Origin of the sequence: Testudinibacter sp. 'clade 2' (assembly GCF_006227735.1) — a bacterium.
Taxonomy (GTDB): Bacteria; Pseudomonadota; Gammaproteobacteria; order Enterobacterales; family Pasteurellaceae; genus Chelonobacter.
On the sequence record NZ_VDHB01000030.1, the window covers coordinates 11,629 to 29,178 of the forward strand.

The following is a 17,550-nucleotide window of genomic DNA, read 5'->3' on the forward strand; positions in this document are numbered from 1 at the left end:
ATCAGTTTTGTCCTCATTTTTCTACTACAAAATGGTTTAAGCGTGAAAATAAAACGAAATCTTGTATAATCGCTACTATCTTTGCGCTATTCACGCAGCAATCCAGTCTAAAGTGCGGTATTTACCACAGGAATTATTATGTTTGAAAATTTATCTGATCGTCTCTCCCATACCCTACGCAGCATCCGCGGACGTGCGCGTTTAACCGAAGACAATATCAAAGACACCTTGCGCGAAGTGCGCATGGCATTGCTGGAGGCCGATGTTGCCTTGCCTGTGGTGCGCGAATTTATCAATAAAGTCAAAGAACGTGCCGTCGGGGTTGAAGTCAATAAAAGTCTGACACCGGGGCAAGAGTTCGTCAAAATCGTCCAAAGCGAGCTGGAAGCGGCAATGGGCGAAGCCAACGAAACCTTAAATCTTGCTACCCAACCACCGGCGGTAATTTTGATGGCAGGTTTGCAAGGAGCGGGGAAAACCACCAGCGTCGGCAAACTGGCAAAATTTTTGCGCGAACGCCACAAGAAAAAGGTGTTGGTAGTTTCTGCCGATGTTTACCGCCCGGCGGCGATTAAGCAATTGGAAACCTTAGCCGAAACCGTAAAAGTGGATTTCTTTCCGTCTGACACCAGCCAAAGTGCGGTACACATTGCCAAAACCGCACTGGCACACGCCAAACTGAAATTCTATGACGTGTTGATCGTCGATACTGCCGGTCGCTTGCACGTTGACAGCGAAATGATGGACGAAATCAAACAAGTCCACGCTGCTTTGAATCCGATCGAAACCTTATTTACTGTGGATGCGATGACCGGGCAAGACGCTGCCAACACCGCCAAAGCCTTTAACGAAGCCTTGCCGCTGACCGGGGTGATCTTAACCAAAGTCGATGGCGACGCACGTGGTGGTGCGGCATTATCGATTCGCCAAATCACCGGCAAACCGATTAAATTCCTCGGTATGGGCGAAAAAACCGATGCGTTGGAGCCATTCCATCCGGATCGGGTGGCTTCACGGATTCTCGGCATGGGCGATGTGCTGTCGCTGATCGAAGATCTAGAACGCTCGGTGGATAAAGAAAAAGCCGAAAAAATGGCGCAGAAATTCAAAAAAGGCGACGATTTCAGCTTAGAAGATTTTCGTGAGCAACTGATCGAGATGAAAAAAATGGGCGGCATGATGACGATGCTAGAAAAGCTGCCCGGCGCCAAAAACCTGCCAGATCACATCAAAGGACAGGTAGACGATAAAATGTTCAACAAAATGGAGGCGATGATCAACTCAATGACTTTCAAAGAGCGGCAAAATCCCGACCTCATCAAAGGCTCACGCAAACGCCGGATTGCGCTCGGTTCCGGTACGCAGGTGCAAGACCTGAACAAAATGTTGAAACAATTTACCGAAATGCAACGCATGATGAAAAAAATGCGCAAAGGCGGCATGGCAAAAATGATGAAGGGCATGAAAGGCATGATGGGCGGCGGCATGGGCGGCATCGGCAACATGTTCAGACGTTAATCGAGCAAGTGCGGTTGCAGACCGCACTTTGACTTTTAACAGACTGTTTTTTCGGAGCAAGCATGATTAAAATTACCGCACTTGATCACTTGGTATTAACCGTCGCCGATCTGCAACGCACGTTGGATTTTTACACCCGAGTATTAGGCATGCAGGAAATCACCTTTGGCGAAAAGCGTAAGGCGTTGCTGTTCGGGCAACAGAAGATTAATTTGCATGTGAAAGGCAACGAGATCGAACCGAAAGCCGCACAGGCGGTTTGCGGCTCGGCGGATTTGTGTTTGTTGACCAGCAGCGATTTGAATGAGGTGATCACTCACTTACAACAACATCATATTGAGATTATCGACGCAATCGTGCCGCGCAGCGGCGCACTCGGCAAAATCGAATCGGTTTATCTGCGTGATCCGGATGGCAACCTACTAGAAATCAGCCGTTATTTGTAACCGCTATCTCTTCTACCACGACAAACTCCTCCGGCACAGTAAACGAAAAAATACTACCTTTGCCCGGTTCGCTGCTGATTTGCAACTGGGTATTCAAATGCGCCAACGCATATTTGACAATCGCCAAGCCGATTCCGCTGCCGCCACTGTCACGACTGCGTGAATCTTCGACCCGATAAAAACGCTCGGTCAAGTGCGGAATATGCTCCGGCGCAATGCCTTTGCCGTTGTCCTCCACCGCAAAATAAGCGCCCTGTTCCACCCGTTTCCAACTCACCTTGATCTTATCGCCCTCGGAATGCTTAAGCGCATTATACAGCAGATTAGAAAAGATGCTGTTCAGCTCGGACGGATTGCCTTTCAGCTTCAAGTGCGGTTCAAATTCCAGTGCAACTTGATGGTTAACATCGGACAATATTTCAGAATCATTTAATAGTAAAGTTAAAATCGCCGGTATATCAACCACTTCTGATTTCTCATTAGCTGACGACGTTTCGATTTTAATCAACAATGTCAATTGTTGCAGCAGGTTGCTCATGCGCTGCACTTGCTCCTGCATAATCGCCACTGCGCGGGTATGCAGCGTTTTCGAGGCTTTGCGATCCTCCAGCATTTCCAGATAGCCTTGCAGCACGGTCAACGGTGTTCTGAGTTCATGATTCAAATTCGACAGAAACACTTGCCGACTTTGCAACAATTTGATGATTTGGGTAATGTCACGGGCGATCAACATACAATTTTCACCGTCATACCGGTTCAAATTCACTTCGATATATTGATCATTATTTGGCATCAGCACCAGCGGTGAATTGTGCGGCTGGTTGTCAAAATAGGTTTTAAATTCCGGATAAAAAATCACATTAAACAGATTTTTCTGGCTTTTCTTATTCCAAAAAAACGAAAACAGCTCTTGAGCGGCATTGTTGCACCAATAAATCTGCCCATCTTGCCCGCAAATAATCACCGCATCGGGAATAAACTGAATATTTTTATTTAACCGCGACAAAATGCGTAACGTCTTAAACCGTTCTTTGTGCGAACGCCGTTTTTGATACGCCAGCGTTTGCGAAATGCTTTCCCAGATACCGATTTGATATTTATCGCTGACCCGGTTGCGATCGAGCATTTTCAAAAAATGGGTTTCATTGTAGTGGTGCCAAATCAGCAGCAGCAACAATACAAACACAAACCACAATAAAAAAGTGCCGCTAAAATAGCTGAAAAAAGCAGCAATAGCGGTGGCAAGCAACAGCTCGATAATCAAATTAAAACAGGGCATTTTAAACATGCTGAGCGTCCCTATTTTACTTTTTGTGAAAAACGATAGCCAGCGCCACGCACCGTTTGAATATAGTGATCATAACCGTGTTTCTGCAAATTTTTGCGTAAACGGCGGATATAGACATCGACAGTACGATCTTCCACATAGATATCATCTCCCCAAACCCGATCCAGCAGTTTTTCTCTGGTATAGACTTTCTCCGGGTGTTTCATAAAGAAATGCAACAACTTAAATTCAGTCGAACTCAACGCAATCTCTTTGCCTTTACAAGTGACCCGATGGCTATTGTTGTCCAACATCAATCCGTCGATTTCCAACACCGTTTCGCCCTGCTCAAAGCCACTGCGGCGCAACACCGCTTTCAAGCGTGCCACCAGCTCTTTCGGCGAAAACGGCTTGGTAACGTAATCGTCTGCACCAGCATTGAGACAAGCGATACAATCCGCTTCTTCGCTTTTGGCGGTCAACATCACCACCGGTACTTTGCTACAGCTGTCATGTTGCTTCAAATATTGCAAAAACTGCAAACCCGACTTACCCGGCAACATCCAGTCCAGCACCACCAAGTGCGGTATCTGCTGCCCGACTTGGCGAATCGCACTGCGGTAATCGCCCGCTTCCATCACTTCATAGCCTTGTTGCAGCAAAACTAAAGCCACCATTTCCCGAATCGCAACTTCATCTTCCACCAATAGAATTCTGGTTGACACTCCGTTTCTCCTTTTCACCACTGTTATCCGGCTAACCCGACAGATATTCAGCCAGCTTACACCACAAACTGCGTTTTTGTGCCGCGCTTAATTTTTTAATTTTCGCTTCTAATCGACTGGCTTCCGCACGAGATAAGGCTTGATAAACCAAACGCATTTCCAGCGGCGGGTGCATTCGGGTAAATTTAGCCCCCTTGCCTGCCAGATGCGCCTTAAACCGTTGCTCGGGCCGGTTGCTGATGCCGCAATAAAATGCCTGATTGCTACAATGCAGCAAATACACGCTCCAGGGTTTTGCGGCTATCAAGTCAGTGTTGCCAAGTTCAATATTTTGGGCAAAGTGCGGTTTAATAAGCGGCAAACCCAATTCAGTTAAATACTTCATACCGCACTTTCACCACGCGGCAAACTATCCGCAAAATAGTGTTGCAGAATCTTTAAAGCCACTTCGGTTTTTGCCGACTGCACGCGATAAGACGTCACCGCATAAATCGTCAACGCAGGTAACTGCCATTGCGGCAACACCACTTGCAACTGCCCTTGTGCCAGTGGTGTCGCCACTTCGCCATTCAACTGCATAGACAATCCCACGCCTGCTAATGTCAACTGATAAACTGCGGATATTTGATTACAATGCAGGCTGTCTGTAATCTCCAGCACATAACTTTCACGCTCAAAGCGCATTGGGATCCGCTTGATCGGCAAATAGTGCAGCCAATATTGTGCCAATAGCTGCTCAGGTCGCTGAATCGGCTCGCGTGCCGACAGATAATCCGGCGCCGCACAAATCAGCCAGCGCCATTCCGCCAGCGGGCGCGCAATCAGATCCGGTGCCTGCAGCGCATATTCTCCGCCACGCAGCGCAATATCAATATTGCCCTGTTTCAAATCTACCAAACTGTCAGAAAAATGTAAAATCGGCTGAATTTCAGGATAATCCTGACGGAGTTTTTTTAATGCCTGTTGAAAAGCTGGCACCGATGCCATGCCGGACGGCAAAGCGATATTCAGCTCACCAGCCGCTTCCACTTTCAAATTATCCAACGCTTGCAAAGTATCGCCCAGCGCATATTGCAAACGCAAACAATATTGCTGCAACTCACGTCCGGCATCGGTCGGGGTCAAACGGCGGGTGCTGCGATGGAGTAATTTCACTTTATGCCGTTGTTCCAACTTGGAAATATGCTGACTGACTGCCGATGGCGTCATATTTAACACTTTGGCTGCTTCGTTCATGCTGCCATATTCTAACACTGCCGCCAGTACCAACAGCGGTTTAATCTCTTGCATCGCACATCCTTTATTAAGTTTTACTTAACAATATAAACAGTAAAACCGGGATTATCAAGCCTTCAACATCGATCTACACTAACCGCCATCAACACAAACCAACATACCGAATCAATTTGGTATGGATTAATCATTTCACTTACAAAAGGAAAATAGTATGAAAATTGCCGTTATTGGAGCCACCGGTTTAGTCGGTAATGCAACCGTTTTAGAATTAGCCGCCCGTGGACATCAAGTCAGCGCTTTCGCACGCCACACCGATAAAGTAGCAAAAGCAGATAATATTCAAGCCATTGCCGCCGATGTCAATGCTGATGATTTTGCTGAAAAATTGATCGGATTTGATGCTGTGGTCAGTGCGTTTAACCCAGGGTGGGACAATCCGAATCTGGCCGCCGATTTCAAAAAAGGGGCTAACAATATTGTTGAAGCCGCTAAAACTGCAAAAGTGCGGTATTTGTTGGTGATCGGTGGTGCAGGCAGCTTAAATATCGCACCGAACCTGCAATTGGTTGACAGCCCAGACTTTCCGGCAGAGGTCTATCCGGGCGCAAATGCTGCGCGCGAATTACTCAATGATTTAAAAGCACGTCGTGATCTCAACTGGGCGTTTCTCTCACCGGCGGCTATGTTTGCGGTAAATCCGGTTCGCTTTGAACGCACAGGAAAATATCGCGTTGGTAAAGATGATGTGCTGCTTGATGCTCAAGGCGCCCCAGCAGATATCAGCGTGGCCGATCTAGCCTGCGCCATCGCCGATGATGTGGAGCAGCAACGCCATTTACAGCAACGTTTTACCGTGGCGGAGCTGTCATAATAGCAAGTCATCACTAAAAAGGGCAGAATATGATCTGCCCTTTTCGTTCTGCGTTTAATGCTTAATATCTTAAGTCTTAACGCATGGTCACAAACTCTTCCGAGCCGGTCGGATGAATCGCGACGGTGTTATCGAAGTCGGCTTTGGTCGCGCCCATTTTGATCGCCACGGCGAAGCCTTGGATCATTTCGTCCACGCCGAAGCCGATGCCGTGCAAGCCGACAATTTTTTCATCCGGCCCGGCACAGACCAATTTCATGCGGCACGGTTGGCGGTGTTGAGTCACGGCAGTGTACATCGCAGTAAACGAAGATTTATACACTTTCACGTTGGCTTCACCGTATTGTTCGATCGCCTGCGGTTCGGTCAAGCCGATTGTGCCGATTGGGGGGTGACTGAAGACCACCGTCGGGATCAGGTTGTAATCCAAATGCTCGTTCGGTTTGTGGTTAAACAGACGTTCGGACAAACGACGTCCTGCCGCCACCGCAACCGGCGTCAGCTCCACGGCGCCGGTGTTGTCACCAACCGCATAAATGCCTTTGACATTGGTATTTTGGAACTTATCCACCGGAATATAGCCTTTGGCATTGGTTTGCACTCCCGCTGCTTGCAAATTGAGGTTATCGGTTGCCAGTTCGCGTCCGATCGCCCACACCAAGGTGTCTACGATTTGCTCGCGCCCATCTTCCAGTTTCACCGTTAAACTGCCATCAGCATTTTTCACGATTTCTTGCGGAATCGCATAAGTATGCAGCGTTGGACCTTCGCTGCTTAATACTTCTAACAAGGTTTCCACAATCAACGGATCAAAATTACGCAACGGGGCATGTTGGCGCACAAACAGGTGAGTTTCCACCCCCAAATTATGCAACACACCAGCCAATTCGACCGCAATATAGCCGGCTCCAACCACGGCAACCCGTTTTGGCAAGGCATTTAAAGCAAATACACCGTCGGAATTGATACCGTATTCTGCGCCTTTAATCTGCGGCATCGACGGACGACCACCGGTGGCAATCAGAATATGATCAGCACTAATCTGCTCACCGTTCACTTCCACCGTATTGTGGTTGACGAATTGGGCAAAGCCCTGAATCACATCAACCTTGTTATTGCCCAACACCCTTTCGTAGGACTGGTGAATGCGGCCAATATAAGCTTGGCGACTTTCCACCAATTTGGCAAAATCAAAGCCATTGAGTTTGACATCAAAGCCGTAATCCTGCGCATACAGATTAATCGCTTCGGCGATTTGCGCTCCGTGCCACATCACCTTTTTCGGTACACAACCGACATTAACACAGGTTCCACCCAAATATTTTGCTTCGATCAGCGCACACTTTTTGCCATAACTGGCGGCACGGTTAATCGAGGCAATGCCACCGCTGCCACCGCCGATGGCGATATAATCATAATGCTTGCTTGTCATACTCTCATCCTTAACTGATTTATTTATAAAACTATGCCAATTCTGCCGAAAAAAGGGGCAAAAAGCCATTCAATAAAACTGATTATTTTAATTGTTGCCAGCAATCTACTTGCCATAACCGCACTTTGCCTCAATATTTGCACACTTGCTGCTTATTCCGGGGTGATCCACTCCACTTTCCATGAACCGGTATTTTCTGGGACAAGTGTTTTAACCAAATAAGGCAACACTGCTTGCATCTCAGCTTGCAACGTCCACGGTGGATTAATCACAATCATGCCACTGGCGGTCATGCCACGTTGATCCGAATCAGGACGCAGCGCCAATTCGATCTGTAAGATTTTGCGAATGCCGCTCTGTTCCAAACCACGCACAATCCGTTTAACATGCTGACGCAACACCACCGGATACCAAATCGCATAAGTGCCGGTAGCAAATCGTTTATAACCTTCCTCAATCGCCTGCACCACTAAATCGTAATCCTCTTTTAACTCATAAGGTGGATCGATCAACACCAAGCCACGTCGCTCTTTTGGCGGCAATGCGGCTTTCAGTTGCTGATAGCCGTTATCACGTTTAGTCGTCACATTTTCATATTGTTTAAAATTATTCCGCAACAGCGGAAAATCACTCGGATGCAGTTCGGTAAACAGCGCCCGATCTTGCGCTCGCAGTAAGTTAGCGGCGATTAACGGCGAACCGGGATAGTGCTTCAACTGAGCACCATAATTCACTTTTTTCACCTGTGCCAGATAGTCAGCAACCTCTGGCGGCTGATCATCACGCTGCCACAAACGGGCAACCCCTTCCTGATATTCTGCGGTTTTTTCCGCTTCGTAAGTGTTCAAGCTATAACGCCCGACGCCAGCGTGGGTATCGAGATAAAAAAAGCCTTTCTCTTTTTGTTGCAGTGCACGAATAATCCGCAGTAATACAATGTGTTTCAATACGTCGGCATGATTGCCGGCGTGAAAGCTGTGGCGATAGCTCAGCATAGTCCGTCCTTATTGATCATAAATTGGCAACAGTTTACCGCACTTTGCGTGCTTTTTCTTTATTCTTCGCTTGAATTCAGGTAAAACATACCGCACTTTAATTAAATAATTACACAAACAACAAAGAGAACAATAATGACTAATCCTTTATTAAATCAAAGCGGCTTACCGCACTTTTCTCAAATTCAGCCACAGCACGTGGTGCCGGCGATTGAACAGTTGATCGCACAAGCCCGCCAAACCGTCGAAACCGTATTGCAGCAACCGCACTTTAACTGGGACAATTTGGTGCAGCCATTAAGCGAAGCCGGCGATCGGCTGGGGCGCGCTTGGTCGCCGGTCAGCCATTTGAATTCGGTGAGAAACAGTCCGGAACTGCGCGAAGCCTATCAAGCCTGTTTACCTTTGCTGTCAGAATACAGCACTTGGCTCGGACAGCATCAAGGGCTGTTTGCGGCGTATTCGCAACTGAAAAACAGCGCAGAATTCGCCACTTTATCCATCGCCCAACAAAAAGCCATTAACGACACCTTGCGTGATTTCGAACTTTCCGGGATTGCGTTAGCGCCGGAACAACAACAGCGCTACGGCGAAATTGTGGCACGGTTGTCGGAACTCAGCTCAGAATTCAGTAATAATGTGTTAGACGCCACCATGGGCTGGGACAAACTGATTACTGATGTAAATGAGCTGCAAGGGTTGCCGGAATCGGCGTTGCAAGCAGCGCAAGAAGCAGCACAAAGCAAAGAACTAGACGGCTACCTTTTCACGTTGGAATTTCCGAGTTATTTACCGGTGATGACCTACTGCGAAAACCGCACTTTGCGCGAAGAGATGTACCGCGCCTTCAATACTCGCGCCTCTGATCAAGGGCCAAATGCCGGCACTTGGGATAACAGCGCCTTAATCGACGAAATGCTACAACTGCGTTTTGAATTGGCACAATTGCTCGGTTTTGCGACTTATGCCGACTACTCGCTTGCCACCAAAATGGCGGAAAGCCCACAGCAAGTATTGGATTTTCTACAAAATCTGGCAACTCGCGCCAAGCCGCAAGGGGAAAAAGAACTAGCCGAACTGAAAGCCTACACAGCCCAAGCGTTCGGCGTCAACGAGCTAGAGCCTTGGGATATCGCCTTCTACAGCGAAAAACAGAAACAGCATCTATTTGCGATCAATGACGAAGAACTGCGCCCGTATTTCCCGGAAAATCGGGTGCTGAACGGCCTGTTTGAAGTGGTAAAACGCATTTTCGGTATCACAGCAAAAGAGCGGTTTGATGTGGATGTCTGGAATGACGACGTGCGTTTTTTTGAGCTGTATGACAGCAATAACCAACTTCGCGGCAGCTTCTATCTGGATCTGTACGCCCGTCCGCACAAACGTGGCGGTGCATGGATGGACGCCTGCATCGGGCGCAAACGCCTTGTTAACGGCGAAATCCAAAAACCGGTTGCCTATTTGGTATGTAATTTCAATAAACCGATTGGCGACAAACCGGCGCTGTTTACCCACGACGAAGTCACCACGCTATTCCACGAATTCGGGCACGGCATTCACCATATGCTGACCCTGATTGATGTCGGTGACGTATCTGGCATCAACGGCGTACCATGGGACGCGGTCGAACTGCCAAGCCAATTTATGGAAAACTGGTGTTGGGAAAAAGACGCGTTGGATTTTATTTCCGGCCATTACCAAACCAATGAACCACTGCCAAACGAGAAACTAACTCAGCTACTTGCCGCCAAAAATTACCAAGCGGCGATGTTCGTATTACGCCAGCTGGAGTTCAGTATTTTCGATTTCCGACTGCACTACGAATATGACCCTAAACTTGGCGCGCGCGTGCTGGAAACCTTACAACAAGTTAAGCAACAAGTTTCATTGTTTAAAAGTATCGATTGGGTTCGCTCCCCCCATTCGTTCAGCCATATTTTTGGTGGTGGTTATTCTGCGGGTTACTACAGCTATTTGTGGGCAGAAGTGTTGTCGGCTGATGCGTTCTCGCTGTTTGAAGAACAAGGCATTTTCAATCCGCAAACCGGACAAGCCTTTTTGGATCACATCCTCACCCGTGGCGGCTCAGAAGAACCAATGGAACTGTTCAAACGCTTCCGTGGCCGCGAACCGCAGCTGGATGCGTTGTTAAGACATAAGGGAATTGCCGATTAGACCGCACTTGGGTATTAAATCAACAGATTAGAGGGGCAGAAGCCCCTCAATTTTTGACGACAAATCTTAGCGACAACGTTATACAAATCAATACCAAAAATCGCTATCAAAAAATTCAATAGCGGCATTTATACGATAAATATTAATTAAAGTGCGGTTCACGCACATCAGCAAGTTGGCGTAGCTTTTTCAAAATAATATTCAGCACCACGCCGTAAGCCGGGACGAAGAATAGTAAGCCGACAAACATTTTGAACAGGTAGTCTACCACGCCGAGCGCAAACCAGTTTTCCGCCATAAACGGATCGCTGCTTTGGTAAAACGCAATCACAAAAAACATTAAGGTATCGCAAGCACTGCCGAAAGTCATCGAGCAACTGGGTGCAATCCACCAGGTTTTCAGTTGACGCAAGCGATTGAAGACTAACACATCTAATAACTGCCCGAACACATAAGCGGCAAAGCTGGCGATCGCAATCCGAAACACAAACAGATTAAAAGTGGCAAGTGCGGTCAGTCCTTGAAATTGTTGATCAACAAACAAAGTAGACACCAGATAGCTGATGATCAACGCCGGAACCATTACCACAAAAATAATCTGGCGCGCTTCTTTGGCCCCAAATACCCGCACCGTAAGATCGGTCGCCAAGAAAATAAATGGGAAGGTTAACGTGCCCCAAGTGGTATGAAAACTAAAATCACTGAACGGCAACCGCACTTCAAAAGCGTACTGCACCAAATAGTTGCTGGCGGTGATGATCAGGATATGGAAAAAACTCAAGATAATTAACGCATTGCGTTTTTGTTGCGTATTAAACAGCGCAGAAGTGGAAAACATGTTGCTACCTTTTTGTTTGTGTTTGGGGGCGAGGGAACCCAAATATTGCGATTAAATCATAAAAGAGCGGTGATGATACGGATTTTTCTTTAAAACGCAAGCCTCACCACGATTTAAATATCACAATCAACAATTGAGTTCGACCGCACTTTGATATAGACTATTCTCCCGTCCTGATAAGATTTTTTATTCTTTCCATCATCATTTCATATACAAACTGGATTTCAAATGGCGACCAATTATATTTTTGTGACGGGCGGTGTGGTATCTTCCCTCGGTAAAGGTATTGCAGCGGCATCACTTGCAGCAATTTTAGAAGCGCGTGGTCTGAACGTGACCATGATGAAACTGGATCCCTACATCAACGTTGACCCCGGCACAATGAGCCCGATTCAACACGGTGAAGTGTTTGTGACCCAAGACGGCGCCGAAACCGATCTGGATTTGGGGCATTATGAGCGCTTTATCCGCACCAAAATGACCAAACGTAATAACTTCACCACCGGTAAAATTTATTCCGAAGTGTTACGCAAAGAGCGTCGTGGCGACTATTTGGGCGCTACCATTCAGGTGATTCCGCATATTACCAACGAGATCAAAGCCCGTGTGATTGACGGTGCAGCGGATCATGATGTAGCGATTGTTGAAGTGGGCGGAACCGTCGGCGATATCGAATCGCTGCCGTTTTTGGAAGCCTTGCGTCAATTAGCGGTGCAAGTCGGGCGTGAACGCACCTTATTTATGCACCTGACATTAGTGCCGTATATCGCCGCCGCCGGCGAACTGAAAACCAAACCGACCCAACACTCGGTCAAGGAGTTACTCTCCATCGGGATTCAGCCGGATATTCTGATTTGCCGTTCCGATCGCAGCATTCCGGCCAACGAACGCGCCAAAATCGCCCTGTTCTGTAACGTGCCGGAAAAAGCGGTGGTGTCATTAAAAGACGTCAGTTCGATTTACCAGATTCCGGCAATGTTGAAATCACAAGGCTTGGATCAATACATCTGCCAACGCTTCCATTTTGACTGCCCGGAAGCGGATTTAAGCGAATGGGAACAAGTGCTGTATCGCGAAAGCAACCCAAGCAACGGCGATGTCACCATCGGCATGGTCGGCAAATATATCGAACTGCCGGACGCATACAAATCGGTGAACGAAGCCTTGAAACACGCCGGTTTAAGCAACCGTTTAAGCGTGCATATCAAATATATCGACTCGCAAGACATCGAATCCAAAGGTACGGATCTGCTGAAAGGCTTGGACGGTATTTTAGTACCGGGCGGCTTCGGCTACCGTGGTGTCGAAGGCAAAATCATGACTGCCCAATATGCGCGCGAGAACCATATTCCGTATTTGGGTATCTGTTTGGGAATGCAGGTCGCCTTAATCGAATATGCGCGTAACGTAGCACGTTTAAGCAACGCCAACTCCACCGAATTTGACAAAAACACCCCGTATCCGGTGGTCGGCTTAATTACTGAATGGCAAGACGCCGAAGGAAAACTAGAAACCCGTACCGAAACGTCAGATCTCGGTGGCACCATGCGGTTGGGTGCGCAACAATGCCATTTGATCGACGGCACTCAAGCGCGTGAAATCTACGGCGCAGCAACCATTGAAGAACGCCACCGCCATCGTTATGAAGTCAATAACAACCTGCTGCCGCAAATTGAGGCTGCCGGTCTGAAAGTCAGCGGTTTGTCGGCGGATAAAAAACTGGTAGAAATCATCGAAATCCCAAATCACCCTTGGTTTGTGGCGGCACAATTCCACCCGGAATTTACCTCCACCCCGCGTGACGGACACCCGTTATTTAGCGGATTTGTTAAAGCTGCGAAAGAACATCAGAAAAAGTAATATATTTGTTAAAATAAAAAAATAATTCAGTGCAGGAAACAACATTCCTGCACTTTTTACAAGACAAATAAATTAAATCGCTTTAGTATATAGCACAGATTTTTAGTACTGATTTCAATTTAATCACAAGAGGAAAATACAATGGCAAAAATTGTTAAAGTAATTGGTCGTGAAATTATCGATTCTCGCGGAAACCCGACTGTTGAAGCTGAAGTGCATTTGGAAGGCGGTTTCGTCGGTTTGGCGGCTGCGCCATCAGGTGCTTCTACCGGTTCTCGCGAAGCGTTGGAACTGCGTGACGGCGACAAATCCCGTTTCTTGGGTAAAGGCGTGCTGAAAGCGGTTGAAGCGGTGAACAGACCGATTGCCGCAGCAGTTGTCGGCAAAGATGCCACCAACCAAGCAGAAATCGACCAAATTATGATCGACTTGGATGGTACTGAAAACAAATCAAAATTCGGTGCCAATGCAATTCTGGCGGTTTCTCTGGCGAATGCGAAAGCAGCGGCTGCCTCAAAAGGTCTTCCACTGTACGCTCACATCGCTGAATTAAACGGTACTCCAGGCGTTTACTCTATGCCGTTACCGATGATGAACATCATCAACGGTGGTGAACACGCTGACAACAACGTCGATATTCAAGAATTTATGATCCAACCGGTTGGCGCCAAAACCTTGCGTGAAGCGTTGCGTATCGGTGCGGAAGTGTTCCACAACTTGGCTAAAGTATTGAAAGGCAAAGGTTTGAACACAGCAGTGGGTGACGAAGGTGGTTTCGCGCCTAACTTGGCGTCTAACGCTGACGCATTGGCGTGTATCAAAGAAGCAGTGGAAAAAGCCGGTTATGTGTTAGGTAAAGATGTGACTCTGGCGATGGACTGTGCCTCTTCCGAATTCTACAACAAAGAAACCGGCAACTATGAAATGAAAGGCGAAGGCAAAACCTTCACTTCTCAAGAGTTCACTCACTACTTAGAAGAGCTGACCAAAGCCTATCCGATTGTTTCTATCGAAGACGGCCAAGACGAATCTGACTGGGAAGGCTTCGCTTACCAAACTAAAGTATTGGGCGACCGCGTGCAATTGGTCGGTGACGATCTGTTCGTAACCAACACCAAAATCCTGAAAGAGGGGATCGACAAAGGTATCGCTAACTCTATCTTGATCAAATTCAACCAAATCGGTTCTTTGACCGAGACTTTAGCAGCGATCAAAATGGCGAAAGATGCAGGTTATACTGCGGTGATCTCTCACCGTTCAGGCGAAACCGAAGATGCAACTATCGCAGATTTAGCGGTGGGTACGGCAGCAGGTCAAATCAAAACCGGTTCCATGAGCCGTTCTGATCGTGTGGCGAAATACAACCAATTGATCCGTATCGAAGAAGCGTTAGGTGCGAAAGCCCCATTCAACGGTTTGAAAGAAGTGAAAGGCCAAGCATAATTCTTGCCTTAGCTGAATGAAGAAAAGGTTGTTTGAAGCGATTCAGACAACCTTTTTTACGATCGAAACCTGCGATATTGAGGAATACCTATGTTCTATCTAACCCTTGAAGCTCAACTGATTATCGGGCAAGCAACTCAACTTGGTTCTCCCTCGACTCGTCACGACTATCTTTCGGTGATGTTTGAAGACGACGGCGAAACCGGTTATTTTTATGCCCTCGACACACGCCAAGCAGCTATGCCGATTGTCGATGCACTACACATTTATAATACCAGTGCCGTCGATGAAAAAGAGACGGCGCGCAAACTGCAAATCTGCTGGTCAGAAGATGGCAACTTTGTGCTGTTGCTCATCAATGATTATCCACATGCTGCCTTTGATTTTGTTAAATTAATCGCTTACAACCACAGCAAATTTCCTGAACCGGAATTCGGTAGTCTGTGGTCACGCAAAGAAATTAATGATGAATTAGTACAGCAATGGCTGAACGCATAACATGGCGTGAAATGCTATGCAAAGTGCGGTTTGGCTGCGTTATTTGACCGCACTTTCGATTTTGTTTAAAATTTAAACTGTAATAGCTCTCATTTTTGTTAGTTTTTGCAAATTGATCTAAATCAAACAATAGCCCTGCACTATCAAATCCATATAAGATTATTTTGATCTTTCTTGCTACTATACTGGGTAATCGTACTGCTAAAGTGCGTTGCTGTACTACTTAATCCTAACAACGTTTACTTAAAAGGATATACACAATGAGTCAAGAAGATCAAAAATGCCCTTATGCGCACAGCCATTTAACCACTAATGGCGGTGCTCCGGTAGTTGACAACCAAAACAGCATGACTGCCGGCCCGCGCGGCCCGTTGTTGGCACAAGATTTATGGTTAAATGAAAAATTAGCTAATTTCGTGCGTGAAGTGATTCCTGAGCGCCGTATGCATGCCAAAGGTTCCGGTGCGTTCGGTACGTTCACCGTTACTCACGACATCACCCAATACACTCGCGCTAAAATCTTCAGCGAAATCGGTAAAAAAACCGAGATGTTTGCCCGTTTCACCACCGTAGCCGGTGAGCGCGGAGCCGCCGATGCCGAGCGCGATATTCGCGGTTTCGCCCTGAAATTCTACACCGAAGAAGGTAACTGGGATATGGTGGGTAATAACACCCCGGTATTCTTCTTACGCGATCCACGTAAATTCCCGGATTTAAACAAAGCGGTGAAACGCGATCCACGCACCAATATGCGTTCTGCTACCAACAACTGGGATTTCTGGACTTTGTTACCGGAAGCTTTCCACCAAGTTACCATCGTGATGAGTGATCGTGGTATTCCGGCGAGCTACCGCCATATGCACGGTTTCGGTTCGCACACTTACAGCTTTATCAACAGCGATAACGAGCGTTTCTGGGTAAAATTCCATTTCAGAACCCAACAAGGCATCAAAAATCTGACTGACGCAGAAGCACAAGCATTAGTTGGTGAAGATCGTGAAAGTCACCAAAAAGACTTATATGAAGCGATTCAACGCGGCGACTTCCCGAAATGGACGATGTTCGTACAAATCATGCCGGAAGCCGATGCGGAAAAAGTGTCTTACCACCCGTTTGACTTAACCAAAGTATGGCCGAAAGCGGATTATCCGTTAATCGAAGTGGGTGAGTTCGAATTGAACCGCAACCCGGAAAACTTCTTCTTAGACGTGGAGCAATCTGCATTCGCACCAAGTAACTTAGTCCCAGGCATCAGCGTATCACCAGACCGTATGTTACAAGCCCGTTTGTTCAACTATGCTGACGCACAACGCTACCGTTTAGGCGTGAACTTCACCCAAATTCCGGTGAACAAGCCACGTTGCCCAGTACACAGCAACCACCGCGACGGTCAAGGCCGCGTTGATGCCAACTACGGCAGCGCACCACACTATGAGCCGAACAGCTTCGGTTACTGGCAAGAACAACCGCAATACAAAGAACCACCATTGAAAATCACCGGCGATGCGGATTTCTGGGATTATCGTGAAGATGACAGCGACTACTTCAGCCAACCACGTGAACTGTTCCGTTTGATGACACCTGAACAACAACAAGTGTTATTCGACAACACCGCACGTGCGATGGGTGATGCGCCGGACTTCATCAAACAGCGCCACATCGACAACTGCACCAAATGCGACCCTGCATACGGCGCAGGTGTGAAAAAAGCATTAGGATTATAATCAAAAATTGGTTGTAATTCAGTCAAACGGTCCAAGTGCAAATTTGGACCGTTTTTTTATAGCGTGTTTAAGCCGCTCTAAAGTGGTTGCCGCTTATTCAAAGTGGATAACAATAGAATCAGCAATACCACCTCTTGCTTATATTCTTTCGCTTGCTGATTTGCCGGAGATTGTGGATCAGCGTATTTGGCACCAGCATACGACAAACCGCACTTTACCTATCTGGCTTCGTTGATGCAGACTTTCAAGAGGAAAAGCTATGCGTTATAACCAATTTCAGCAGCCTATCGGAGCAGCGGTGGAAAATATGACTAGCGGCGCAATGCCGGATATTACACAGTTAAGCGGGGAAGATTGTATTATCGAACGGCTTGATTATGCACGGCATAGCGAGGCGATTTGTGAGTGTTACCTGCAACACACCCAAGCAGCGGATTTTTGGCTGCTGATAATTTTGATCAACAAGGTCAGCAACGCCAACCGTTGGCGGCATTTTTAACACAATAATTAGGGTCTGTTGAT

At 47.2% G+C, this 17,550-nt stretch carries 16 protein-coding genes; 9 read left to right on the top strand and 7 right to left on the bottom strand.

Going from position 1 to position 17,550, the window contains the following annotated elements; translation table 11 throughout:
• Positions 1–138: 138 nt before the first annotated feature.
• Positions 139–1,518 carry a signal recognition particle protein gene (gene ffh, locus FHQ30_RS03225; protein WP_139611878.1) on the top strand — a complete coding sequence of 460 codons (1,380 nt, stop codon included), beginning with the start codon at positions 139–141 and terminating at the stop codon, positions 1,516–1,518.
• Between the two features lie 62 nt (positions 1,519–1,580).
• A complete protein-coding gene (locus tag FHQ30_RS03230; protein ID WP_139611879.1) occupies positions 1,581–1,964 on the top strand; it encodes a VOC family protein in 384 nt (127 codons plus the stop codon).
• On the opposite strand, the gene phoR is transcribed toward FHQ30_RS03230, so the two are convergent.
• The 4 genes from phoR to FHQ30_RS03250 are packed head-to-tail and all read right to left on the bottom strand — an operon-like array spanning position 1,948 to position 5,246.
• The gene (gene phoR, locus FHQ30_RS03235) at positions 1,948–3,252 is read right to left on the bottom strand and encodes a phosphate regulon sensor histidine kinase PhoR (protein WP_139611880.1); all 1,305 of its coding nucleotides are present in this window, start codon (positions 3,250–3,252) and stop codon (positions 1,948–1,950) included. The genes FHQ30_RS03230 and phoR overlap by 17 nt on opposite strands.
• Positions 3,253–3,263: 11 nt before the next feature.
• On the bottom strand, positions 3,264–3,956 hold the full coding sequence (phoB, locus tag FHQ30_RS03240) for a phosphate regulon transcriptional regulator PhoB (RefSeq protein WP_139611881.1): 693 nt from the start codon (positions 3,954–3,956) through the stop codon (positions 3,264–3,266).
• Between the two features lie 31 nt (positions 3,957–3,987).
• Positions 3,988–4,341 carry a GIY-YIG nuclease family protein gene (locus tag FHQ30_RS03245; protein ID WP_267963850.1) on the bottom strand — a complete coding sequence of 118 codons (354 nt, stop codon included), beginning with the start codon at positions 4,339–4,341 and terminating at the stop codon, positions 3,988–3,990.
• A complete protein-coding gene (locus FHQ30_RS03250; RefSeq protein WP_139611882.1) occupies positions 4,338–5,246 on the bottom strand; it encodes a LysR family transcriptional regulator in 909 nt (302 codons plus the stop codon). Before FHQ30_RS03250 ends, FHQ30_RS03245 begins: the two co-directional genes overlap by 4 nt.
• A gap of 157 nt (positions 5,247–5,403) precedes the next feature.
• On the opposite strand from FHQ30_RS03250, the gene FHQ30_RS03255 reads away from it, so the two are divergent.
• Complete coding sequence (locus FHQ30_RS03255; protein ID WP_139611883.1) at positions 5,404–6,063, top strand: NAD(P)-dependent oxidoreductase; 660 nt, start codon at positions 5,404–5,406, stop codon at positions 6,061–6,063.
• Positions 6,064–6,139: 76 nt separating this feature from the next.
• Here the strand turns inward: FHQ30_RS03255 and gorA are convergent, their stop codons facing one another.
• Entirely contained in the window at positions 6,140–7,495 is a 1,356-nt protein-coding gene (gene gorA, locus FHQ30_RS03260) for a glutathione-disulfide reductase (protein ID WP_139611884.1), read from the bottom strand.
• A 152-nt stretch (positions 7,496–7,647) separates the two neighbouring features.
• Entirely contained in the window at positions 7,648–8,490 is an 843-nt protein-coding gene (locus FHQ30_RS03265) for a 23S rRNA (adenine(2030)-N(6))-methyltransferase RlmJ (protein WP_139611885.1), read from the bottom strand.
• Between the two features lie 135 nt (positions 8,491–8,625).
• On the opposite strand from FHQ30_RS03265, the gene prlC reads away from it, so the two are divergent.
• Positions 8,626–10,665, top strand: a complete 2,040-nt coding sequence (gene prlC, locus FHQ30_RS03270) for an oligopeptidase A (protein WP_139611886.1) — start codon at positions 8,626–8,628, stop codon at positions 10,663–10,665.
• A 142-nt stretch (positions 10,666–10,807) separates the two neighbouring features.
• Here prlC and FHQ30_RS03275 read toward each other — a convergent pair whose 3' ends face one another.
• A complete protein-coding gene (locus FHQ30_RS03275) occupies positions 10,808–11,503 on the bottom strand; it encodes a 7-cyano-7-deazaguanine/7-aminomethyl-7-deazaguanine transporter (RefSeq protein ID WP_139611887.1) in 696 nt (231 codons plus the stop codon).
• Positions 11,504–11,731: 228 nt separating this feature from the next.
• Between FHQ30_RS03275 and pyrG the strand changes: the two genes are divergently transcribed.
• The 5 genes from pyrG to FHQ30_RS03300 all read left to right on the top strand — a co-directional run bounded on the left by pyrG (position 11,732) and on the right by FHQ30_RS03300 (position 17,527).
• On the top strand, positions 11,732–13,363 hold the full coding sequence (pyrG, locus tag FHQ30_RS03280) for a CTP synthase (RefSeq protein WP_139611888.1): 1,632 nt from the start codon (positions 11,732–11,734) through the stop codon (positions 13,361–13,363).
• A gap of 141 nt (positions 13,364–13,504) precedes the next feature.
• Positions 13,505–14,806, top strand: coding sequence for a phosphopyruvate hydratase (eno, locus tag FHQ30_RS03285; protein ID WP_139611889.1), 1,302 nt, complete (start codon positions 13,505–13,507; stop codon positions 14,804–14,806).
• 90 nt (positions 14,807–14,896) lie between these two features.
• Positions 14,897–15,304 (top strand): DUF2251 domain-containing protein, encoded by a 408-nt coding sequence (locus tag FHQ30_RS03290; RefSeq protein ID WP_132964836.1) that lies wholly within the window; start codon positions 14,897–14,899, stop codon positions 15,302–15,304.
• Between the two features lie 260 nt (positions 15,305–15,564).
• Positions 15,565–17,028, top strand: a complete 1,464-nt coding sequence (locus tag FHQ30_RS03295) for a catalase (RefSeq protein ID WP_132964838.1) — start codon at positions 15,565–15,567, stop codon at positions 17,026–17,028.
• A gap of 259 nt (positions 17,029–17,287) precedes the next feature.
• Positions 17,288–17,527, top strand: coding sequence for a hypothetical protein (locus FHQ30_RS03300; protein ID WP_139611890.1), 240 nt, complete (start codon positions 17,288–17,290; stop codon positions 17,525–17,527).
• Positions 17,528–17,550: the final 23 nt, after the last annotated feature.